This window comes from Pseudomonas sp. A014 (assembly GCF_052378495.1).
Classification (GTDB): Bacteria; Pseudomonadota; Gammaproteobacteria; order Pseudomonadales; family Pseudomonadaceae; genus Aquipseudomonas; species Aquipseudomonas machongensis.
Genome location: NZ_CP199001.1, coordinates 3,283,063 through 3,303,214, shown reverse-complemented (window position 1 = coordinate 3,303,214; position 20,152 = coordinate 3,283,063). Strand labels below are relative to the sequence as shown.

Below are 20,152 nucleotides of genomic sequence, written 5' to 3'. Positions count from 1 at the left end.
CCCCTCAGCCATGTGTCCATTTGGCTGAACTTGGCGTCAGATTTGCCTGTCCATCATGTAACAAAACTGTCATATATCCGTGACAAGTGTGACGAGCTAATCCGATGCCGCTGACAACCCCTCCCGCCAAACACAGAGCGACGATCATCTGCTTCGACAAAGGAAGGGTCTTGCTCGTGCGCAAGAAAGGCGGCAAATGGAACTTCCCGGGCGGCGTCATCGAGCGAGGCGAACAGCCGCATGAGGCGGCAGCCCGAGAGCTGCATGAGGAAACCGGCCTGAGCGACCACGGTTTGCTGCATCTGTGCACCTTGGAAGTGGCCGGGATTCTCCATTACATCTTCACCACCCACCTGCACCCCGGCGATCGCCCCTGTGCGCGGAGAGAAATTGCCGCGTGTACATGGATCGAGCGCCGTGGGCTGGCGCGTGCGCCGCTCAATCCAGCAGCCGAGGCGTTGCTCGCCTGCCAGATTCCGGCGCTGTCGGCCTGGGCAGCCTGATACCGAGCGCCGCTTGGCTTGGCGATGGCAGCCGAGGCTTGTGACGTGGCCCGCATTACTGCATCTTCACCGTTCATTTCTGTAGGAGGTATCCCATGGACTGGAATGACCTGCGCGTCTTCCTGGCGATTGCCCGCAGCGGCTCGCTCGGGGCGGCCGCCAAGCAGTTGGGCGTCAGTCATCCAACCGTAGGTCGGCGCCTGCAGGTGCTCGAGCAGAGCAACGGTCATGCTTTTTTCCGTCGCACCAGTGAAGGGTTGGTACTCACCGCAGCGGGGGAGAGCATCCTGAGTCTGGCCGAAGACATGGAACGCAGCGCCTTGGCCATCGAACGGCGTATCGCGGGCGTGGGCGAACAGCCGGAGGGCTTGCTGCGCATCGCCTGTGCAGACTGGTTCGCAGGATTCGTGCTGGCACCTGTACTGCATGAGTTGCACCGCCGTTATCCGTTGATCGTGGCCGAGGTGATCCCCAGCCATCGATTGTTCGACCTGGCGCGCCGGGATGCCGAAATCGCTTTTCGCATCGTCCCGTTCACCGAGCCGGACATCGTTCAGCGTCGGCTCATGACCCTGCACTATGGGCTGTACCAGGCCGAGCACCAAGCCTTCGATCCCGGCGAGGGCGGTGAGGCGCTCGGTCTTGTCACCATGAATACGGCCCAATCCCATTACCCTGACGTCCACTGGTTGCAGTCGCACTTCCCCAAGGCGCGGACTGTGTTCACCAGCAGTAGCCGCAGTGTACAGGCGCGGCTATGTGCATCAGGGCTGGGTGTTGCAGTGCTGCCGCGAGCGATCGGCGACCAGTCGCCGTTGCTACGCCGGCTGGATATCGGCGAGCCGCCACCAGACCGTGAGATCTGGATGGGCTATCACCAGGACATGCGCCAGATGGACCGGCTGCGGGCATTGGCCGATCTGGTGGTAGAGAGGCTTGGCGATGCTCCATGAGCGCAGGCACCGCTACCGGGCAGCTGTGGGGCGGCGCGCCAGGGTAAAACTCAAGCCTGCGCCCAACACCAGGCAAGCGGCCATGCACATCAGCGCAATGGTGAAGGCATGACTGATGGCGGTCGGGTCGGTGCCAGCGCCCAGCACGCCATAGAATATGCCGCCGATCACCGCCACGCTGAGCGCCGTGCTCACTTGCAAGGTCGAACTGGTGACACCGGCCATCATCCCGGACAACGCTGGGGCGACGCGCCCTGTGATCATGCGCATCAGGGTCGGCATCGCCAATCCCTGGCCGAAGCCGATGACGAATAGCACGACGGCAAAGATCGCGGGCTGCGGGCCAGGGTTGCCCGGTGTGAGGGTAATGAGACCTGCGAGTGCGACCAGGCCTGCAACCATCAATGCCAGGCCAACGGCGTTGGTGTAGAGGCCCAGCACGCGTGTGCACAACGGTGCGGTCAACGGCCCGATGAGAAAACCCGCGCCGAAGGGCAGGAAGACCAGGCCTGCATGCAGCGCGCTTACATGCAATGCACCTTGCAGGTAGATCGAGAAAAGCAGGAAGAAGGCACCGATCGTGTAGAACGACAGGGCGACCAGCAATGCCCGGCGCAGCCCCGGCACGCGCAGCGCGGCCGGATCCAGCAAGGGCGCTCCCCCCGCGCTGGCCAGGCGGGCCTGGTGGCGCCAGAAGGTCCAGCCAAGCAATGGACAGGCGATCAGCGACAGCCACGCCCACAGCGGCCAGCCGGCCTCACGACCTTCGATCAACGGCACGATCAGCGTGGCAAGTGTGAGCATCGACAGCGCCATGCCGCCGAGGTCAAGCCTGCGCGCATGGCTGGCGCGAGTCTCCTTGATCAAGGGAATGCCGAAGAGGATGACCAGCAGCGCGACCGGAAGATTGATGAGAAAGATCATCCGCCAGCCAAGCCCGAACAGATCGAGCGAAATCAGGATACCGCCCAGTGCCTGTCCGATCACGCTGGCCAGACCGAACACCGCACCATACAGGCTCAGCGCCAGGGGCTTTTCCGCCTCGGGGAAGATCGCCTGTACCGAGGCCAGTGCCTGTGGCGCCATCACTGCCGCGGTGATGCCTTGCAGCGCACGGCCAGTGATCAGCATCCAGGGCGTGGCAGCGAACCCGCAGAGCAACGAGGCGGCGGTGAAGCCGACAAGGCCGATGAAGAACATGCGTCCGCGGCCATGCAGGTCGCCCAGCCGGCCACCGGTGATCAGCGTTACCGCATAAAGCGCGGCATAGGCGGAAATGACCAGTTGCTCGGCCGATGCCGAAGCATTCAGGTCGCTGCGTATCGATGGCAGCGCCACATTGACGATGAAGAAGTCCAGCGGTGGGAGGAATGCCCCGACAAGCAGGACCACGAACATCGCCCAGCGGCGTTGGTCGGGGCCGGCTGCCCTGTCGTCAGGTGCCAGGGTGAGTGAGTGCTCAATATCAGGTGGGTTTTTCATACGAGGCCCTCGTAAAAGATGGGGCCATGCTAGGAAGCGCTTGCAGATGGGGTCAACGCTTTACCCCCTTACAAAAATGAACGTTGAAACTGCAGGAATGACAGTCCCGTCAATGCCTTGCGACTCGCACAATGGCTCGGACAACCGGCTGTGAACGCCGGCTCCCCAGACCTGCAGGAGATCGTTGCAATGAACCTTGAGACTTTGGAAAAACGCCTGGACCGCATCGAAAGCCGCCTGGCGATCGAGTCGCTGATCTGGACCTACGCCCAGGCCTATGACCGCGTGGATGAGGCACTGCTGGAAAGCATCTGGCATGTCGATGCAACCCTGGACTTGCCGGCATTCGGGCACGGAACCGGGCGCGAGGGCATTCTGGCCATGGCTCGGGAATCGTGGCGGAAAATGCCGCACATGCATCACTGGATGGCCAACCCGCTGATCGAGCTTGACGGCGAAAGCGCCACCGCGGTCTCACAGGCCGACTGTCTGTTCCATGACATCGAACAAGGCCCTGTGCAGGCCGCTGGTTTGTACCATGACCGCTTCGAGCGACGCGATGGAGAATGGCGTTTTACTGAGCGCCGCTTCGAGCTGATGTTCCTGGTGCCACTGCAAAACTGGAAACCCATTGCCGGTTCGCAGGCGTTCGCCCGCTCATGAAATCAATAGCCTTGCTCGGAGGTGGCAACTAGCTCGAACTCGTGTAGGCGCGGCGGTTCGGCGCCCCGACTTGTCCCGCGAACACGGGCGTAGCCCGTGCCAGGCAGCGCGGTGTCTTTTTCGCGGGTAAACCCGCTCCCACAGGGACCCGCGCTGCTTTTGTAGGAGCGGCCTTGTGCCGCGATCGGGCGCGAAGCGGCCGCAAGCCAGGCAGCCGAAATTTTCCTGATAGGTCTGAGGGCCTGGTTTCACGGCCGCTTCGCGCCCGATCGCGGCACAAGGCCGCTCCCACAGGGGATTGGGCTGGTCTTTAAATTTTGAGCAAGACAGTTGCTTCTACAGGTGCGATGGGCACCTGTAGAAGCGGTTCAGGGTGTTCCTTGGAGCAGCAAGACAGCGCCCGCCAGCTTGCGAAAACACCTTCACTCCTTCACCACCGCCAGCCCCGCCTCCTGGGGTGTTTCGGCCTCCAACTTCAAGCGGTCGGCCTTGCTGATGTACTTGGGCTTGTTGCTCTTGGGCGCCAGCTTGGCGTTGGCTTTCTTGGCGTGAGCCTTCAACAGCTGTTTGATCTTTTTCTGACGATTCATGTTTTTCGCGCCCCTTGAGCGCATCCACTGGCAAAACGCGGCGAGCTTAGCGCTGCCGATCCTGATGGACAAGGTTATCGATGTGCCGCCAACGAGAAGGGTGCATCGCTCTCGTGCGGCCGGCCTTGAAGGATCTGCCGGGTGATCATCTCGCCGCTGGCGCACGCAAGGGTGAAGCCCAGCGCGCCATGGCCGACGTTAAGCCACAGGTTCTCCAGCCCCGGCGCCCGGTCGATGATCGGCTTGCCCAGCGCAGTGGCAGGACGCAGGCCCGCCCATGCCTGGGCCTGGCGCAGGTCCAGGGCGGGGAACAGTTCCGCCACCTGTGCCTTCAGGAGGTCGATGCGCCGCTTCGGGGCCTCGGCCGAACGCACGCCCATGTCCACCATCGCGGCGATCCGCAGGGTGCTGCCCAGCGGTGCGTAGACAATCTTGCGACTGGCGTCGGTGACGCTGAGCCGGGGCAGGGCGTTGGCATCGGCAGGCTGCACGCTGAGGCTGTAACCGCGCAGCCCATAGAGCGGCAGGCTGATCCCCAGCGGTTTGAGCAAGCCGACACTGGCGATGCCTGAGGCGATGATGAAGGCGTCAGCCTCAAGGGTTTCGTTACCCAGCTTCAGCGCAGTAATCCGCTTGCCCACCTTGGTGAAACCGCTCACGGCCTGGCCCAGCTTGAAGCGCACATTCGCCAGGCCATCCAGATGACGTTTGAGCCCCTCGCAGAACAACCGGCAGTCTGCGGTGGCTTCGCCGGGGGTGAAGATGCCGCCGGCAAGCTGCCCGACCACCCCTGACAGGGTGGGCTCAAGGTCGCTGCATTGGCTGGGCGTCAGCAGGCGTTGCTGCGACCCCGCCTGTTGCTGAAGTTCGGCCAGCCTGACTGCGGCGCTCAGCGAAGCTTGGCTGCGATGGATGATCAGCTTGCCGGTCTGGCGCAGGTTGAAATCGATCGGTGTCTGTTGCAGCAACTGCTCCAGCAACGCCTGGCTGCGTTGGGACAGCCTGAGCATCTCGCGTACCGTGCGCTCGACCCGGCTTGCCCGGCATGCCCGCAGGAAGGCCAGGCACCAGCGCCATTGCTGCAAATCCAGGCGCGGCTGCAGGCGCAGTGGCGAGTCGCTGGCGAGCAACCACCTGGGCAGGTTGGCGAACACCGACGGGTCGGCCAGGGGCGCCACGTAGTTGTAGCTCAGTTGCCCGCCATTGGCGAAGCTGGTCTCCAGGGCGATATCCTCGTTGCGTTCGACCAGCGTGACCTGAAGCCCTTCGCGCGCCAGGTACAGCGCACTCGCAAGGCCAATGACCCCACCCCCCACGACCACCACATGCATGTGCCTTCTCCTGAACTCGTGCCACTGCGCTCAGTATCCAGCCTTGCCGTTCACGTCCGCCAAGGCCTATAACTGCAGCTTCCATAACCTTGGGCTATGACCATGCGTATCCGTCACATCGAAGTGTTCCAGGCAATCCTGCGGACCGGTTCCCTGACGCGCGCAGCACAGGCGCTCAACATCACCCAGCCTGCGGCCAGCAAGCTGCTGGCCCATGCAGAGGCGAGCCTGGGTTTCGTCTTGTTCGAGCGGGTCAAGGGGCGTCTGCAGCTCACCCGCGAGGCCGAAATACTGATCCCGGCCATCGACAAGGTGTTCCGCGACCTGGACGATGTGCGGCGGCTGTCGCGCAGCCTCAGGCATCAGTCCAGGGGCGCGCTGCGCATAGGCTGCATTCCGTCACTGGGCTTGAAGGTGCTGCCTCACGCCCTGGCTGCAAGCCAGCGCGCCAATCCCGAGCTGTCCCTGGACCTGATCACCGCCCACAGCGATCAACTGGCGCAGGCGCTGCTGGCGCGCGAGATCTCGATTGCCTTCACCTTCAATGCCCAGCCACGACCCGGCTTGAAAGTCATTGACCTGCACGAAGTCGAGCTGGTCTGCCATGACGACACGCAAGACCAGGGGCCGGTGTCACTGGATGCCATCGACCCTGCGCGAATCATCGGCCTGCCGGCCTCGGACCCCCTCGGTGAGCTGGTCCGGCCATGGCTTGGCGGCGTGGACAGCCGCACCCAGGTCCAGACCTACTATGTGGCTTGCGCCCTGGCCCAGGCGGGGGCAGGTATCGCCTTGATCGATGAGTTCACCGCCGACGCCTTGCTCCCGCCAGGGCAACGCGCGCGACGGATCACGCCACGGCTGCCCGTGGTGCTGACAGCGGTGGTGCATGAGAATGCGGTGTTGTCGAAGCTTGAGAAAGACTTCATGGCCTCGGTCAGGCTCATGGCTGCCGGGGCAGCCATAACCTGAACTCATGCTTTGCTGCGTTTGCCTGCCTGGCGAACCAGGCGTTCAGCGCGTTGGACCAAGTTTTTTCTCGAAGTACACCCGGTTGAAGCCGTCTTCGCTGCGCCGTGCGACCTCGACATAGCCAAGCCTGGGGTAGAGGCCGAGGTTGTCGGTCATTCGCTCGTTGGTGTAGAGCTGCACTGCATTCAGCCCGAGTTGGCGCGCGCGGCTTTCGCACAGGTTGATCAGCGCCTTGCCGATACCACGTCCGGCGGCACTGGGCAGCACGGCCACGTTTTCCAGCAGCATGTGGTTGTCGTGGGGGTAGAACACGATGAAGCCCTGCAGGCTGGCCTGCTCGTCCAGGGCCACGTGGACCCAGCCAGTCGCGATCTGGCTGGCGTAGTCGGCCAGCATGGGGGCGGGCTTGCGGCCTATCAAAGGGATGTAGCGGGCATAAGCCTGTTCGGCGCAGGCCTGGATGGCGGATTGGTCGGCGGGGGTGGCGGGGCGGATCATCGTGCGCTCTCCTTGGGGCGGATGCGGGCTGAACCCGCGGGCGCGATCAGGCGCCCGCAGGCTTGCAACCTAGTGAAGATCCTTGAGCAAGGCAACGAGGCTGTGCATTTGCTCCACAGCTTCGGTTGCCGCCTTGGCCGGTGGCAGGCTTTCGCTGCGACGGATGGTGAAATAGCCGTCGTCTTGTGACGTTTTGCGAATGCCGCGCCGTGCCCGTTCGGTGTTGACAATCTCAATCAATGGCTGACGGTATGCGGTTACGACGCTGCTCAAGGAAATATACGATGTGATCACGAAATGGTCGCCTTCCTGGCGGACTTTGACTGCCGCTGGCCACATCCCTCCCAGGTCCGGGTCCAGGAAACGCCCGAACTCCACCAGACAGAAGAAAGTAACCACCCGCCGAGGCTCCGTGACGACATGACCAAAGGCCTCCTTCATTGCACTGTGGAACCTGGCGAACTTGCGTTCTTTCAGGCACCTGTCCCAAACCTGCGGTCGACGCGCATAGAGCTGGAACAAGCGCACATTGGCCTTTGCATCATTGCCCGTCGGCCCGTTGACCAGGGCTGCCAGGTCCTTGGCGCGCGAACTCGGTGCATTGGGGGTGAGGATCTTGTGCAGGGCGTCGAGTGCCTCCTGATGCTTGCTTGCCACCGTGGTGACCAGCTTGCCCAGGCCGTCGCCTTCGGCGATCTCCTCTTCTTCCTGGATGGCCTTGCGAAACTGCGCCAGGGTGGATTTCACGTGAGGCGCGGTCCACTCCAGTTGTTCGATCTGGGTGAGGAATTCGGTTAGCCAGGTGTAGCCGACCGGAATCCACTGGTCGTGCTCCGGGTCGTTCTCGTGGCCGTCGAGGAAGATATGGATGCCGCGGTAGTTCGGGTAGAGATTGTTCAGGGCTTCGTAGTAGGTCTTGGTCTGGTCTTCCCCCTCGTGATGACCAAACTTGTTCTCGATGGCGATGTAAATCTTGGCCGCGGGGTCCAGCGCGAGCACGTCGATATAGCGCTTCTGGTTGCGCAGTCCCAGTTCGGCCTCCGTCATCACCATGAGCGAGGAGAAGGCCAGGGTCTGTACGTTCGAGGCGGCCAGGAAGCGGCGGTCATTGAGGCTCAGGTTTTCGATATGGCTGGATTGCCCTGCCCGGGTCAGCAGCGACTTGATCGCCTGGTCACCCAGCCCGTGGCCCTGGGTCGGATCGATCAGCCAGGCGAGGAAGCGGGAGACGTTCACTTCCTTGGGGAAGCAGATCTGAAGAGCGTCGCTGTGGGTGGAAAGTGCGAGCATCCGTTGCACATCCGAGTCGGCGTAAAGAGCGTCGACCAGATATTCCAAAGTCATACGAGTCCTGCAATGAAGGTGGGATGTTGGGAGGGTTTACGATCAGCAAGCCTCGATCGGGCTGCGCTGTTGCTTGAGGAAGTCCAGGCAGTTCTTGCCTGCCTGCACGTCGATGTCACCGCGCTCGATATCAACGCATACGGCTTTGAGTGTTCTGACCGGTTGTTGCATCGGCGGGTCCTGTATCCGATGGTGGAAAGGTGGATGGAGGCATTGTGCCACTAATTTTATATGCCGTGCCATTTTGGGCGGTTGCGCTGCCAGGACCTGTAGTTGCATCGATGATTGCGTGATACGTATCACGGTACGTTATATGGCTCGTGGGAGCGCTGGTGCGCCGTTGCGACTTGCCCGCAAAGCAGAGACCGCGGTGTATTTTTCGCGGGCGAGCCCGCTCCCACAAAGCGTCGGTGCTGGGCGGCTCAGTGAACGGCGCTGAATCCCGACTCCGGCACCTGTCGCAACGCTCCGACCAGCGCATCGGCCTGCCCGATCGCAACTTCAAGGCTGCGCATGCTGGCACTCATCAACTGGCGCACCTCGACATCGGCACAGGTATCGTGGGCATGGTACGCATCGGTATAGGCGTGGAGCATGAAGTGGCAGGCGTTGGACAGCACTTCCTCGATGGGGACCAGACCTTCGAGAATGGCGGTGGAGAGGGATTTGCCGGCGGGGACTGCGAATTTGCGGAGAAGATTTTCGGGTGGGTCGGGAACGATTTTTTTCATGTGATTTCCTGAATGCAGTGAGTGCTGCACCATCCGTTTCCACACGAAAGGGTGGCAGCCATACGCGGGGTGGAAACCCGAGAGCATTCAGGAAAGCTCGGTAGGCACAGGGCCTCCCGCGCATAGCTGCCATAACGACACAACGCTGAATACTCTTCGGGTTTCCACACCCGGTCGCTGAACACCAGCGACCGGGGAAGCCTATGGGCCAGGCTTCCCCGGGACAATCAGACGGGAGTCGACAGGTTGCGTAGGGTATTTCCCTGTGGCCATTGCTCTCTGTCAGACGCGGAGTAGTCCGCTGTAGGAATCAGCCCTTTATCGCGGTGCTTACGGCAAGTCCAGGCTGTGCTCAGCGGCCGCGCTCCAGCGCATCCGGATTGGCCACGTTCATCGGCGCACCCTCGAAAAACGCCAGCACATTGTCGAAAGCATCACCGAAGTACAGCTCGTAACCCGCCTTCTCCGCATACCCCAGGTGCGGCGTGCACAGTACGCGCGGGTGCTGGAGCAAGGGGTGGGCAGGGTCGAGCAGCGGTTCGCTCTCGTACACATCCAGGGCAGCAAAGCCCGGGCGTCCATTGTTCAGTGCCGCGAGCAGGGCACCCGGGGCGATCAGCTCGGCGCGGCTGACGTTCACCAGCAGGGCATCGGGCTTCATGTGTGCCAGGTCTTCGCCGGTCACGAGGTGGCAAGTGCTGTCGGACAGGCGCAGGTTGAGGCTGACAATGTCGGCTTCGGCGAAGAACGCCTCGCGCGAAGCTGCAGCCCGGTGGCCATCGGCCTGGGCAGCTGCGCGGCTGCTCTCGCTGCCCCACACCAGCACCGGCATGTCGAAGGCCTGGGCGTAGCGCGCCAGGCGTTGGCCGATCTTGCCGTATCCCCAGATCCCCAAGGTCTGCCCCGCCAGGGCCTGCCCCAGGTTGACCTGCCAGCGCCCTTGCCTGAAGGCATCGATGGCCGGCACTAGCTGACGGCGGGCGTTGAGGATCAGCGCCCAGGCCAACTCAGCCGGCGCTACCGGCGAGCCGCGGCCTTCGGTCACGACAACGCCGCGTGCGGTGCAGGCAGCCAGGTCCAGGTGGCTGGATACCTTGCCGGTCTGGCTGATCAGCTTGAGCTTGGGCAACCGGTCGAGCAGCGCCGCGTCGATGCGCGTGCGTTCGCGGGTGAGCACCAGCGCGTCGGCATCGGCGAAGCGCTCGACGAGCTGGTCCTCGGTGGCCGGTTGCAGTTGGTGGAGCACAGTGACCTGGTGCTTGCCCAGGCGGGCGAAGCAGTCGAGCGTGCTGATCACATTCTGGTAGTCGTCGGGGATGACAATGTGCATGTGCGGCGGTCCGAGCGGGTCTGGGGGAGGTCAGACGATAGCCGAATTCGCCAGCGGTGCACGAGCCCTCTTCAGGTATCGCCACCGCGCGATAGCGCCTGGAGTACGGCCATCGCCTGTGCAGCGTCGTCACTGGCGACAAAGATATGGTCGTGATAGTAGGCGGCGATCACGTTGCAACTGATGCCCGCTTCCCCAAGTGCGCTGGCGAAGGCCGCAGTGAGGCCGACGGCATCGAGCGCGGAGTGAATGGTCAGGGTGATCCAGGCCGCGACGAAGCTGTATTCCAGGCCCAGCGCATCGGCGCGTGAACGGTCGAGTATCGCGGTCAGACCTTCCTGCTCGCGGAAGCTGCCGAGCACTTCGCTGCCCTGCAAAGCTGCGCTGTCGGCCACGGTGCAGAACACGTATTCGCCGGGGTTGAGTTTGGGGCTCATGCCGCGCAGCAGCGCGGTGATGGATTTTTCGCCTGACATGGGGGAGCTCTGTGTCTGAAAAGTTTGCCAGTGTGCCTGGCCCGCACTGATCAGTAGAGCGAATGTTGCTGATAGCCGATTAGCCTGGCTTATGTAAACAACCATGGACGCAGGGTTGCGGCCTGTGGAAGATTGATTCCCCTTTGGCGCCAGACTGTTCCCCCGCAAAGCGAGTCAAGCAATGGATCTGAAATTCAGTCATGTCGATGTACTGGTGAGCGACCTCGAGGCCGCGTGTGCGTATTACGCACGGATACTCGGTGCGCGGATCTCGAAAACCCAGGTCTGGGAGCGCGGCGGCCTGCATGTGCACTACGCCGTCGTGCTGATGGGGGCGGAGCGTTTCATGCTGGTCCAGCCGCTGGCAGGCAATCTCAAGACGCTGCTCGAGACCCAGGGCGAGGGCACCATCTACCGCCATTGCTACTCGACCCCGGACATCGAGGTGGTGTACGACCAACTGATGGCGCAAGGTGTTCAGCCCGAGGACGAAAATGGCAACCCGCTGGACCGGAATGACCTGCAAGCGCCGGGAGGCGGGCGGATCATCTGGCTACCCAAGCAGTTCGGACATTTTTCGATCGAGATCCTCGAGGCCGAGGGGCTGGAGCGCTTTATCGAAGAGGTGTTTGCCTGAGGCACTGTCGAACTCGGTCGTTCACCGCAAGATCAGTGGGCGATAGGCGAAGCGTCTCGTAACCTTGGCGGTGTCGATCGATAATTCACGCACTTGTGCCGACGACTGCCCTCCCATGAGAAACGACACCCGTCTGGCGCTGCCGCTCGAGCGCCTGGGGAGCGTGACCCAGGCGCAGTTGGCAGACGATTTCGAACGGCGTTACCCGGGCCGTGTGCCGTTGGCCGAAGCGTGATTTGCCGGTATCGATCGATACCGGCACCGGTCACCAAAGCACGATATCGTAGGTCAGGTAGAGCCGATTGCTATCGCGGCCACGGGCGAAATCCGAGCGGTACACGTAGTTGCGCAGTTTGGCACCCAGCCCCTTGAACGGTCCGGATTGCACAACGTAGGCCAGTTCCGCGTCGCGCTCCCATTCGCGCAACCCGTCTTCGCCTGAACGGTGGTTGTCGCCACTCAGGTAGCGGGTCATGAAGGTCAGTCCCGGCACCCCTGCGGCAGCGAAGTTGTAGGCATAGCTGGCCATCCAGGTCTTCTCGTCTTCCTCGATGAATTTTCCGATACCGACGTTGCTGAACGAATACACGGTCGCGCCGCTGATGTAGGGCAGGCCGGCGTCGCCGCGCAGCACCTGGTAGCCGGTGCCGAAGGCATGGCCGCTGTGGCTGTAGGTCAGTTGCCCGCTGAGCATGTGGTTGTCGATGCGTCCGGCCTGAGCCGCGCCCTCGTCGCGACTCCTGAAATAGCGCAGGTCGCTGGCAAGTGTGCCACCGGCCAGCGGTAGGTCATGCTGGATGCCGGCGAAGTCCTGGCGGTAGAAGTCGCTCAACTCACCGTGGAAATAACTCAGGCGCAGTTGCTTGCTGACCGCGTAGTCGGCGCCGCCGTAGCTGAAATCGCCGGATTCACGACCGCTGTAGCCGTCCACAAACAGCCCGGTGCTGTTCGATGAGTCGCGCTGCTTGAAGCGATCCAGATGCCCGAACGTGAGGGTGAGGTTGTCAAGGTCGTTGCTGACCAGTTGGCTGCCCTGGTAGATCTGCGGCAGCAGGCGGGCGTCGTTGTAGACCAGTACGGGTGTCTTGGGCAGCAGTGTGCCGTGCTTGACGACTGTCTTGCCCAGGCGTGCCTTGGCAGTGACGCCGGCGCTGGCGAATTCTTCGGCGGCGTGGCCGTCGTCGTGTACCGGCAGCAAGCCGGTGCCACTGCGTCCGGGGCCTGAGTCCAGGCGCACGCCAACCAGGCCCGATGCGTCGATGCCAAGCCCCAGGACACCCGGGGTATAGCCGGATTGATAATCGAGCAGAAAGCCTTGCGCCCATTCCACTCGCTCGCTTTTGGCGTTGGCGGCGGCGCGGCTGCTCATGCCCTGTTCGTCACGGAAATTCTCGTTGAAATAGACGTTGCGCAGTTGCAGCTTCAGTGTGCTGTTGTCGATGAAACCGGCAGCGTCGACAACAGGCATGCAACCGCAGAGCAGGGCACAGCCGGCCCCTCGCAGAACGATTCGAGACATGATCGGTACTCTAATGTGGGACGCGCAGAGGGCGGGCGCCAGTGGGCGCCGCGCAGCGGTTCAGACGAAGAACGACAGGGCGCCGGTGAGCAGCGCCAGTGCGGTGATCACCAGTGAGGTCAACACCGCCCATTTCACCGTGGCCTTCTGGAAGTCGCCGATGTCGCGGTCGACCATGCCCACCAGCAGCAGGGTCGAAGCCACCAGTGGGCTCATCAGGTGCACCGGTTGGCCGAGTACCGAGGCCCGGGCGATCTCCACCGGATCGATGCCGTAGGCTGCCGCAGCGTTGGCCAGGATCGGCACCACACCGAAGTAGTAGGCATCGTTGGAGAGCACGAAGGTCAGCGGCATGCTGGTCAGCGCCACCACCAGCGGGAACCAGTGGCTCCAGGCCTCCGGGATCCAGTCCACCAGCGTCTGGGCCAGCGCATCGACCATCTTGGTGCCGGAGAAGATGCCGGCGAAGATGCCCGCTGCGAACACCAGCAGCACCACGGTCATGGCGTTGCCGGAGTGAGCGAGGATGCGTGCTTTCTGCACCTCGAGCTGCGGGTAGTTGATCATCAGTGCGGCGACGAAGCCAATCATGAACAGGATCGCGGCGTGCATCAGGCCCATGACCAGGGCGCTCATCACGATGATGACCAGCACCAGGTTGACGTAGGCCAGGCGTGGGCGCTTGTGCGGGTTATCGCCGAGGATCTCCTTGATGTAGCAGTTGCCGCCCCCGGACTCCAGCGCCACGTTGCCGATGCGCCGGCGTTCGGCACGACCGAGCAGGAACGCGGTGAATACCACCCAGGCGGCACCTCCGATCACCGTCGGCAGCATCGGGATGAAGTATTCGGTCGCATCCAGGCCAAGTGCGGCGATGGCGCGGGTCGCCGGGCCACCCCAGGGGCTCATGCCGCTCATGATGCTCAGCGACAGCATGGAAATGGTGGCGAGGATCATCGGGTTCATGCCGATGCGCTTGTACAGCGGCAGCATCGCCGCGCAGGTGATCATGTAGGTGGTGGTGCCGTCGCCGTCGAGGGCCACCAGCAACGACAGCAGCGCGGTGCCGATGGCGATCTTGATCGGGTCACCATTGACCCGCTTGAGGATCTTGCGAATCAGCGGGTCGAACAGGCCGGCATCGATCATCAGGCCGAAGAACAGGATGGCGAACAGTAACAGGGCGGCCGATGGTGCGACCATTTTCAGGCCGTCGAGCATCATCTTGCCCAGGTCCGGGGCGAAGCCGCCGATAATGGCGAAGACGATCGGCACCACGGTGAGTGCGACGATCGGTGACAGGCGTTTGCTCATGATCAGGTAGGTGAAGGTCACCACCATGACCAGGCCAAGGAGTGCAAGCATGGGTCGTTTCTCTTGTTTTTATTGTCGTCATGGTCGCCTGGCGCGCAGGCGTCCGCCAGCCCCCGCCCGAGGCGGGGGATCAAGTGAGGTGAATGTCAGTGAGTACGATGGGGTGGGGTTGCAGCCTGGGTAGGCTGCCAGGCCTGCTCGGCCGGGGTGTCGGCTTTGCCGCTGGCCAGGGTGCGCATGAGCGTTTCCCGGTCGCAGGCGTTCTCCGACAATGAAATGACCACGGTGGCCACCGCGTTGCTCGCCAGGCTGGTGAGGGCTCGCGCCTCGGACATGAAACGGTCGATACCGATCAGCAGTGCAAGGCCGGCCAGCGGGATGTCGTGGATGACCGTGAGGGTCGAAGCCAAGGCGACGAAACCGCTGCCGGTAACACCTGCAGCCCCTTTGGACGACAGCAGCATGATCGCCAGCATGGTCAGGATCTGGCCGAGGCTCAGGTCGATGTTGCAGGCCTGGGCGATGAACACCGCGGCCAGCGACAGGTAGATCGCGGTGCCGTCGAGGTTGAACGAGTAGCCGGTCGGTAGCACCAGGCCCACCACGCCTTTCTTGCAGCCCAGAGCCTGAAGCTTTTCCAGCATGCGTGGCAGCACCGGCTCTGTGGACGAGGTCCCCAACACCACCAGGAACTCTTCGCGCAGGTAGCGCAGCAGCCTCCACAGGCTGAAGCCATGCGCCCGGCAGATGCCGCCCAGCACCACCATGACGAAGAAGGCGCAGGCGATGTACAAGGTGCCGATCAGCTTGGCCAAGGCACCGAGCGAGGTGATGCCGTACTGGCCGACGGTGAAGGCCAGTGCGCCGAAGGCACCGATCGGGGCGAAGCGCATCAGGTAGCCAAAGATGCGGAACACCATCTGCGACGCGGACTCCAGCACCTCCAGCACCGGCCTTGCGGATTCGCCCATGGCTGAGAGGGCGAAACCGCAGAGCACGGCGATGAACAGCACCGGCAGCACTTCGCCTTTGTCGAAGGCACCGACGAAGGTCTCGGGGATGATATGCATGAAGAAGTCCACCACGCCCAGTTTGGCGGCGGAGGTGGTGTATTGGCTCAGGCCCGCAGTACTGAGGGTCGCCGGGTCGATGTTCATGCCCACGCCTGGACGGAACAGGTACACCGCGACCAGGCCGATGATCAGGCTGACCACGGTCAACACCAGGAACAGTAACAAGGTCTTGCTCATCAACCGACCCAGCGAACGGCGGTCGGTCATGCCGGCGATGCCGGTGACGATGGTGCAGAACACCACGGGCGCGATCATCATCTTGATCAGCTTGATGAAGGCATCGCCCAGCGGCTTGAGCGCAACGGCCTGTTGCCCCCAGAAGTGACCGACCACCACGCCTAGCAGGACGGCGCAGAGAATCTGAAAGTACAGCGATTTCATGAGTTTCATAAGGCATCACCCATTATTGAAGTTGTGCGGATGCGCTGGATGGAGCTGGATCGGGCTTAGCCCGCGAGTCGCCGCGTGGACGGTGCGTAGACGAACCCCGAGAACAATCGGCGTGCGGTGCGTACCACCGAGGCTTGCAGTGTCTGGCCATCGGCACCGGAACGCGACAGGGCGATGTCGATGGCCCCGCTTGGATGCTCCAGACGTACCTCACGCAGGGTCAGGGCCTGTTCACCGAGCAGGTCGCCGATCACTGTGCCGGGGCTGACACAGGCAGTGGCCAGTCCGATCGCACCGGTGATCGCCAGCGCCCGGTGGCAGCTGTGCGGCATGAAGTAGCGAACCTGCAGAGTGCCATCGAAGCGTGGTGCGGATACCACGACCGGCTTCGGGATCACCATGTTGCTTACATCTCCCAGGCCCATGGCCCGGCCGGCCTTCAGCCGCAGGGCTTCGAGGCGTTTGAGCAGCTTTGCATCGGCGTCCAGTTGAGCCGGGCTCTCGCTGCCCTCAAGCCCCAGATGACGGGCGTCGACGATCATCATCGGCATGGCCATGTCGATACAGGTGACCGGTACGCCATCGATTACCTGCTGGGACTGGCCAGTGGGGAACAGGCTGCCGGTCTTGCTGCCGACGGCATCGAGGAATGTAAGGTGCACAGGGGCCGCGGTCCCAGGAACGCCGTCGATGGCGGTACGGCCCTCGTAGCGCACGATCCCGCCAGGCGTCTGTACAAGCGAGTTGACGAATGTGCCGGTATTGAGGTTGCGGATGCGGACCAGCGTCTGGCCGTCGTTGCCCTTGACCAGCCCTTGTTCGATGGCGAAGGGGCCGACCGCGCAAAGCATGTTGCCGCAGTTGGGCGCAGTATCGACACGGCGCTCGGCGACCATCACCTGCACGAACAGATAATCGACATCGGCATCGGGGTGCAGTGAGGGGCTGATGATCGCAACCTTACTGGTCTGCGGGCTGCCGCCGCCAATGCCGTCGATTTCCAGTTCATGGCCCGAGCCCATCAGGGCGATCAGCATCTCGTTGCGCTCGACGATATTGGACGGCAAGTCCCAGGCATGGAAGAAGGGGCCCTTGGAGGTCCCGCCGCGCATCAGCACACAAGGAATTCGTTGCATGAAGTCTAGCTCTTGTTGATCAATGGACATCATTGATGTGTATGGGACAAGAGTGACAGGGGTGGATAAATCAATCCAATGCAAATATCGTCGCTATTATTGCGCTATACACATAAATTGTCGGCCAGTGTCTGAAAGAGAATCAGCATGGAATATGAGCTTCAAGACATACGATCTTTCGTGAAAATCGCCGAACTGGGCAGTTTCCACGAGGCAGCAGAGGTTTTGCACTTGTCGCAGCCAGCCCTGAGCCGCCGCATCAAGAAGCTCGAGGACGGCCTTGGGACGCCCCTGCTCGAACGCACCACGCGGCGCGTCGGACTGACCAGTGTCGGGCGTGACTTTCTACCCAAGGCCCGGCGCCTGCTGGACGATTTCGAGGATTCGATCCTGAGCATTCGCGAGCTGGCCGAGCGCCAGACCGGGCAGGTGACTTTGGCCTGCATCCCTACCGCAGCGTTCTATTTCCTGCCCTCGGTCATTCGCCTCTACAACGAACAGTACCCCAAGATTCGCATTCGCCTGCTCGACCTCAGTGCCAACGACGGGCTCGAGGCGGTGCTGCGTGGCGAGGCCGATTTCGGGATCAACATGATGAGCGGGCAGCACCCGGACATCGAGTTCGTTCCCCTGGTGCAGGAGCAGTTCGTGCTGGCCTGTCGGCGCGACCATGTGCTGGCCGGGCGCGTGTCGGTGAGCTGGACGGAACTGGCCGAGCACCGGCTGATCGGGGTAGGGCGGCTCAGCGGCAACCGCATGCTGCTCGACCACGCGCTGTCGGGATTGGGGCTGCGGCCCAAATGGTTCTACGAGGTACAGCATCTGTCGACCTCGCTGGGCATGGTCGAGGCCGGGTTGGGGGTGTCGGCGATGCCGAGCCTGGCGATGCCGGCGGCCGATCACCCGACCCTGGTCAGCGTGCCGCTGATCGAGCCCGAGGTGACTCGCACGCTGGGCCTTGTGTATCGCCGCGGCGCTTCATTGTCACCAGCGGCGGAGAAATTCGTCTCGATCCTGCTGGAGCAGTGGCCGAACGTGTGAGCCGCCCTGTAGACAGGGCGGGCTGCTGCGCCTCGGTCAGCGAATCGCCACCGGGTTGATGTTCACCTGGGTCGAACCTTTGTAGAGCGGCTGGCCAAGCACGAACATGAACTCGAAGGCCTTGTCCTTGACCAGCGCCCGAGTGTCGATCAGCTCGAGGTTGTAGATCCCGCGCTTGGCCAGCATGAACTGGTTGACCGGGAACTCTTCGCCCGTGGGGTTCGGATACACCTCCGAGGCCCAGGTATCACCGCCGAAGGCGACGATGCCCTGGTCGGCCAGCCATTGCGCAGCCGGCAGGTCGATGCCGGGCTCGGTGGCGAGAAACTGCGCGTTATCCTTGCCGATCAATTCCAGCCAGCCGGTGTTGAACAGCACCACATCGCCTTTGCGCAGGGTGATGTGCTGCTTTTTCAGCACGGCCTGTATGTCGGCGACGGTAAACGCGGTGCCGCCGGGGACGATGGCCTTGCCGTAGTGTGCGGTCATGTCCAGCACCACGCCGCGGGTCACCATCGGCGGTACCTTTTCGATCCCAAGCTTCGTCACGCCTTCGACCGTGACGAAATCGGGAGCCTTGTTGCCGTTGTAGTAGACGTTGTCGATGCCGATGTGGCCGATGCCGTTGAGCTGGGTGCCGACGCCGGTCCAGCCGTTGACCAGTTCATCGTTGAAGGTGAACTTGTTGCGACCGAGGGTCTGGCCGGCCTGTTCGCCGGGCTGGATGTTGTAGAGGTGGAAGCTGCGGTGGCGGAAGGCTGGCAGGTCCTTGCTCACCGGCACGGCAAGGGGGTAGGTCTTGCCGGTCTTGATCAATTCGGCGGCCTGCTTGACCACGTCGGGGGTGAGCAGGTTGGCCGCGCCGATTTCATCCTGCGCGCCATAAGGCGAGGCTTGCCAGTCGGCGGCCAGTGCACTGTGCGCAGTGGCGGCCAGTGCGGTGGCCAGGAGCAGGGGTTTGAACGCGTTCATGGAATCTCCGAGGTGTGAAATGCAGTCGGGAGATTCTCGGCAGCGGGCGCTCTGGGAAAAAGTAGCGGTCGGGACAATCACTTTTGCCTGTGGGGCAACAGGGTTGCCCATCGCGGGACAAGCCCGCTCCCACAGGAATTGAGCTGGCTTTTAGATTGATGGATGAGGCCGTTGCTCATGCCATCACGGTGTCCAGCTACCTGAGAACACTCGACAATCACACCTCCAGGCACCGCTGCAACGCCTCGATAAACACCTCCTCTGCCCGACTCAAGCGTTGCTCGCGGTTCCACAGCAGGTGGATATCCACATCGGCAATCCCTTCATGCGGCGCCAGCTTCCATAGCAGTCCGGCCTGCACATCCGCGGCCACCACATGCTCGGGCAGGCACCCTATACCGAACCCTGCGATCACCAGCCGACGCACTTCTTCAAGGCTCGGGGAGGACGCGACGATCCTGCCGGAAAACCCTTGCTGGTCGCGGAAGATGGTCAATGGCGAGAGCATGCCGCCAATCTGGTCGCTGGTGAAACTGACGAAATTCTCCCGTTGCAGGTCGCCTTCCTGGGCGCCGAACAGCGCATGGTGCTTGCCGCAGAAGAAGGCATAGCGCTGGCGCAGGAACAGGCGTTGCTCCAGGCGCGGTTGAGCACGGCGGTTGAGGCTCAGGCCTGCGGTGGCGGTCTTTTCCTGCAGGGCGGCGACGATGTCGGAGCTGCGCATGACGTCGATTTCCAACTCCACCCGTGGGTGCTGGCGATGAAATTCGGCGAGAAAGTCGTCGAAGCGCTCGCTGACGATACGGCTGATCATCAGCAGGCGCACCTTGCCCACCACTTCGTCAGCCGGCTGCTCCAGCAGCCCACCGATCTGCGACATCTGCCCATATACCTCGCCCGCGAGCTGGAACAGTTGCTCGCCCGTTTCGGTAAGCACGAAGCGTGGGCCACGGCGGGCGATGAGCTGGCGGCCGAGTTGTTCTTCCAGGCGCTTGAGCGCCTGGCTCACGGCAGGTTGCGTAAGGTGCAGGCGAGCGGCTGCGCGGCTGATGGAGAGTTCCTGGCCGATCACGCGGAAGGTGCGCAGCAGGTTCCAGTCGAGGCGGTCGTTGAGCAGGCGGTCGGACATGATGGGCTCGAATTATAAGTGCGTCTAATAGTTCGAATAATAAATAGAAAATTGACTAATCATAGCCC

21 protein-coding genes are annotated in these 20,152 nt (G+C 62.6%); 6 read left to right on the top strand and 15 right to left on the bottom strand.

Annotated elements, in window-relative coordinates; genetic code table 11:
- Positions 1 to 104: 104 nt before the first annotated feature.
- Together ACTYOL_RS14975 and ACTYOL_RS14970 are read left to right on the top strand one after the other, a co-directional pair.
- Positions 105 to 503 carry an NUDIX domain-containing protein gene (locus ACTYOL_RS14975; protein WP_153773874.1) on the top strand — a complete coding sequence of 133 codons (399 nt, stop codon included), beginning with the start codon at positions 105 to 107 and terminating at the stop codon, positions 501 to 503.
- A gap of 95 nt (positions 504 to 598) precedes the next feature.
- Positions 599 to 1,456, top strand: coding sequence for a LysR family transcriptional regulator (locus tag ACTYOL_RS14970; RefSeq protein WP_444756511.1), 858 nt, complete (start codon positions 599 to 601; stop codon positions 1,454 to 1,456).
- A 12-nt stretch (positions 1,457 to 1,468) separates the two neighbouring features.
- On the opposite strand, the gene ACTYOL_RS14965 is transcribed toward ACTYOL_RS14970, so the two are convergent.
- Positions 1,469 to 2,938 carry an MFS transporter gene (locus tag ACTYOL_RS14965; RefSeq protein ID WP_444756510.1) on the bottom strand — a complete coding sequence of 490 codons (1,470 nt, stop codon included), beginning with the start codon at positions 2,936 to 2,938 and terminating at the stop codon, positions 1,469 to 1,471.
- Between the two features lie 189 nt (positions 2,939 to 3,127).
- Here ACTYOL_RS14965 and ACTYOL_RS14960 point away from each other — a divergent pair, with 189 nt between their 5' ends.
- Positions 3,128 to 3,601, top strand: a complete 474-nt coding sequence (locus ACTYOL_RS14960; RefSeq protein WP_153773872.1) for a nuclear transport factor 2 family protein — start codon at positions 3,128 to 3,130, stop codon at positions 3,599 to 3,601.
- Between the two features lie 422 nt (positions 3,602 to 4,023).
- Here the strand turns inward: ACTYOL_RS14960 and ACTYOL_RS14955 are convergent, their stop codons facing one another.
- The gene (locus tag ACTYOL_RS14955; protein ID WP_065862662.1) at positions 4,024 to 4,191 is read right to left on the bottom strand and encodes a DUF2986 domain-containing protein; all 168 of its coding nucleotides are present in this window, start codon (positions 4,189 to 4,191) and stop codon (positions 4,024 to 4,026) included.
- Between the two features lie 74 nt (positions 4,192 to 4,265).
- Positions 4,266 to 5,522, bottom strand: a complete 1,257-nt coding sequence (locus ACTYOL_RS14950; protein WP_444756509.1) for a D-amino acid dehydrogenase — start codon at positions 5,520 to 5,522, stop codon at positions 4,266 to 4,268.
- A 102-nt stretch (positions 5,523 to 5,624) separates the two neighbouring features.
- Between ACTYOL_RS14950 and ACTYOL_RS14945 the strand changes: the two genes are divergently transcribed.
- Positions 5,625 to 6,494 carry a LysR family transcriptional regulator gene (locus ACTYOL_RS14945; RefSeq protein ID WP_178117553.1) on the top strand — a complete coding sequence of 290 codons (870 nt, stop codon included), beginning with the start codon at positions 5,625 to 5,627 and terminating at the stop codon, positions 6,492 to 6,494.
- Between the two features lie 42 nt (positions 6,495 to 6,536).
- Here ACTYOL_RS14945 and ACTYOL_RS14940 read toward each other — a convergent pair whose 3' ends face one another.
- The 6 genes from ACTYOL_RS14940 to ACTYOL_RS14915 form a co-directional block, all read right to left on the bottom strand.
- Positions 6,537 to 6,992, bottom strand: a complete 456-nt coding sequence (locus ACTYOL_RS14940) for a GNAT family N-acetyltransferase (RefSeq protein WP_054891450.1) — start codon at positions 6,990 to 6,992, stop codon at positions 6,537 to 6,539.
- 69 nt (positions 6,993 to 7,061) lie between these two features.
- On the bottom strand, positions 7,062 to 8,336 hold the full coding sequence (locus ACTYOL_RS14935) for a PDDEXK-like family protein (RefSeq protein ID WP_444756508.1): 1,275 nt from the start codon (positions 8,334 to 8,336) through the stop codon (positions 7,062 to 7,064).
- Between the two features lie 42 nt (positions 8,337 to 8,378).
- Positions 8,379 to 8,507 carry a hypothetical protein gene (locus ACTYOL_RS14930; protein WP_267912167.1) on the bottom strand — a complete coding sequence of 43 codons (129 nt, stop codon included), beginning with the start codon at positions 8,505 to 8,507 and terminating at the stop codon, positions 8,379 to 8,381.
- A 251-nt stretch (positions 8,508 to 8,758) separates the two neighbouring features.
- Entirely contained in the window at positions 8,759 to 9,067 is a 309-nt protein-coding gene (locus ACTYOL_RS14925) for a hypothetical protein (RefSeq protein ID WP_197891006.1), read from the bottom strand.
- Positions 9,068 to 9,419: 352 nt separating this feature from the next.
- The gene (locus ACTYOL_RS14920) at positions 9,420 to 10,397 is read right to left on the bottom strand and encodes a D-2-hydroxyacid dehydrogenase family protein (RefSeq protein WP_444756507.1); all 978 of its coding nucleotides are present in this window, start codon (positions 10,395 to 10,397) and stop codon (positions 9,420 to 9,422) included.
- 71 nt (positions 10,398 to 10,468) lie between these two features.
- Positions 10,469 to 10,873, bottom strand: a complete 405-nt coding sequence (locus ACTYOL_RS14915; RefSeq protein ID WP_414155604.1) for an ACT domain-containing protein — start codon at positions 10,871 to 10,873, stop codon at positions 10,469 to 10,471.
- Positions 10,874 to 11,054: 181 nt separating this feature from the next.
- On the opposite strand from ACTYOL_RS14915, the gene ACTYOL_RS14910 reads away from it, so the two are divergent.
- Positions 11,055 to 11,510, top strand: a complete 456-nt coding sequence (locus ACTYOL_RS14910) for a VOC family protein (protein WP_444756506.1) — start codon at positions 11,055 to 11,057, stop codon at positions 11,508 to 11,510.
- Between the two features lie 265 nt (positions 11,511 to 11,775).
- Here the strand turns inward: ACTYOL_RS14910 and ACTYOL_RS14905 are convergent, their stop codons facing one another.
- The 4 genes from ACTYOL_RS14905 to ACTYOL_RS14890 all read right to left on the bottom strand — a co-directional run bounded on the left by ACTYOL_RS14905 (position 11,776) and on the right by ACTYOL_RS14890 (position 16,942).
- A complete protein-coding gene (locus ACTYOL_RS14905) occupies positions 11,776 to 13,029 on the bottom strand; it encodes an OprD family porin (RefSeq protein WP_444756505.1) in 1,254 nt (417 codons plus the stop codon).
- 60 nt (positions 13,030 to 13,089) lie between these two features.
- Complete coding sequence (locus tag ACTYOL_RS14900) at positions 13,090 to 14,394, bottom strand: CitMHS family transporter (RefSeq protein WP_054891438.1); 1,305 nt, start codon at positions 14,392 to 14,394, stop codon at positions 13,090 to 13,092.
- A gap of 95 nt (positions 14,395 to 14,489) precedes the next feature.
- Complete coding sequence (gene dctA / locus ACTYOL_RS14895) at positions 14,490 to 15,806, bottom strand: C4-dicarboxylate transporter DctA (protein ID WP_444756504.1); 1,317 nt, start codon at positions 15,804 to 15,806, stop codon at positions 14,490 to 14,492.
- A 56-nt stretch (positions 15,807 to 15,862) separates the two neighbouring features.
- Positions 15,863 to 16,942, bottom strand: a complete 1,080-nt coding sequence (locus ACTYOL_RS14890; protein WP_444756503.1) for a 4-oxalomesaconate tautomerase — start codon at positions 16,940 to 16,942, stop codon at positions 15,863 to 15,865.
- A gap of 147 nt (positions 16,943 to 17,089) precedes the next feature.
- Between ACTYOL_RS14890 and ACTYOL_RS14885 the strand changes: the two genes are divergently transcribed.
- Positions 17,090 to 17,983 carry a LysR family transcriptional regulator gene (locus ACTYOL_RS14885; protein ID WP_054891435.1) on the top strand — a complete coding sequence of 298 codons (894 nt, stop codon included), beginning with the start codon at positions 17,090 to 17,092 and terminating at the stop codon, positions 17,981 to 17,983.
- A 36-nt stretch (positions 17,984 to 18,019) separates the two neighbouring features.
- Here the strand turns inward: ACTYOL_RS14885 and ACTYOL_RS14880 are convergent, their stop codons facing one another.
- Together ACTYOL_RS14880 and ACTYOL_RS14875 are read right to left on the bottom strand one after the other, a co-directional pair.
- A complete protein-coding gene (locus ACTYOL_RS14880; RefSeq protein ID WP_444756502.1) occupies positions 18,020 to 18,955 on the bottom strand; it encodes a cyclase family protein in 936 nt (311 codons plus the stop codon).
- A gap of 217 nt (positions 18,956 to 19,172) precedes the next feature.
- Positions 19,173 to 20,084, bottom strand: a complete 912-nt coding sequence (locus tag ACTYOL_RS14875) for a LysR family transcriptional regulator (RefSeq protein ID WP_444756501.1) — start codon at positions 20,082 to 20,084, stop codon at positions 19,173 to 19,175.
- Between the last annotated feature and the right edge of the window lie 68 nt (positions 20,085 to 20,152).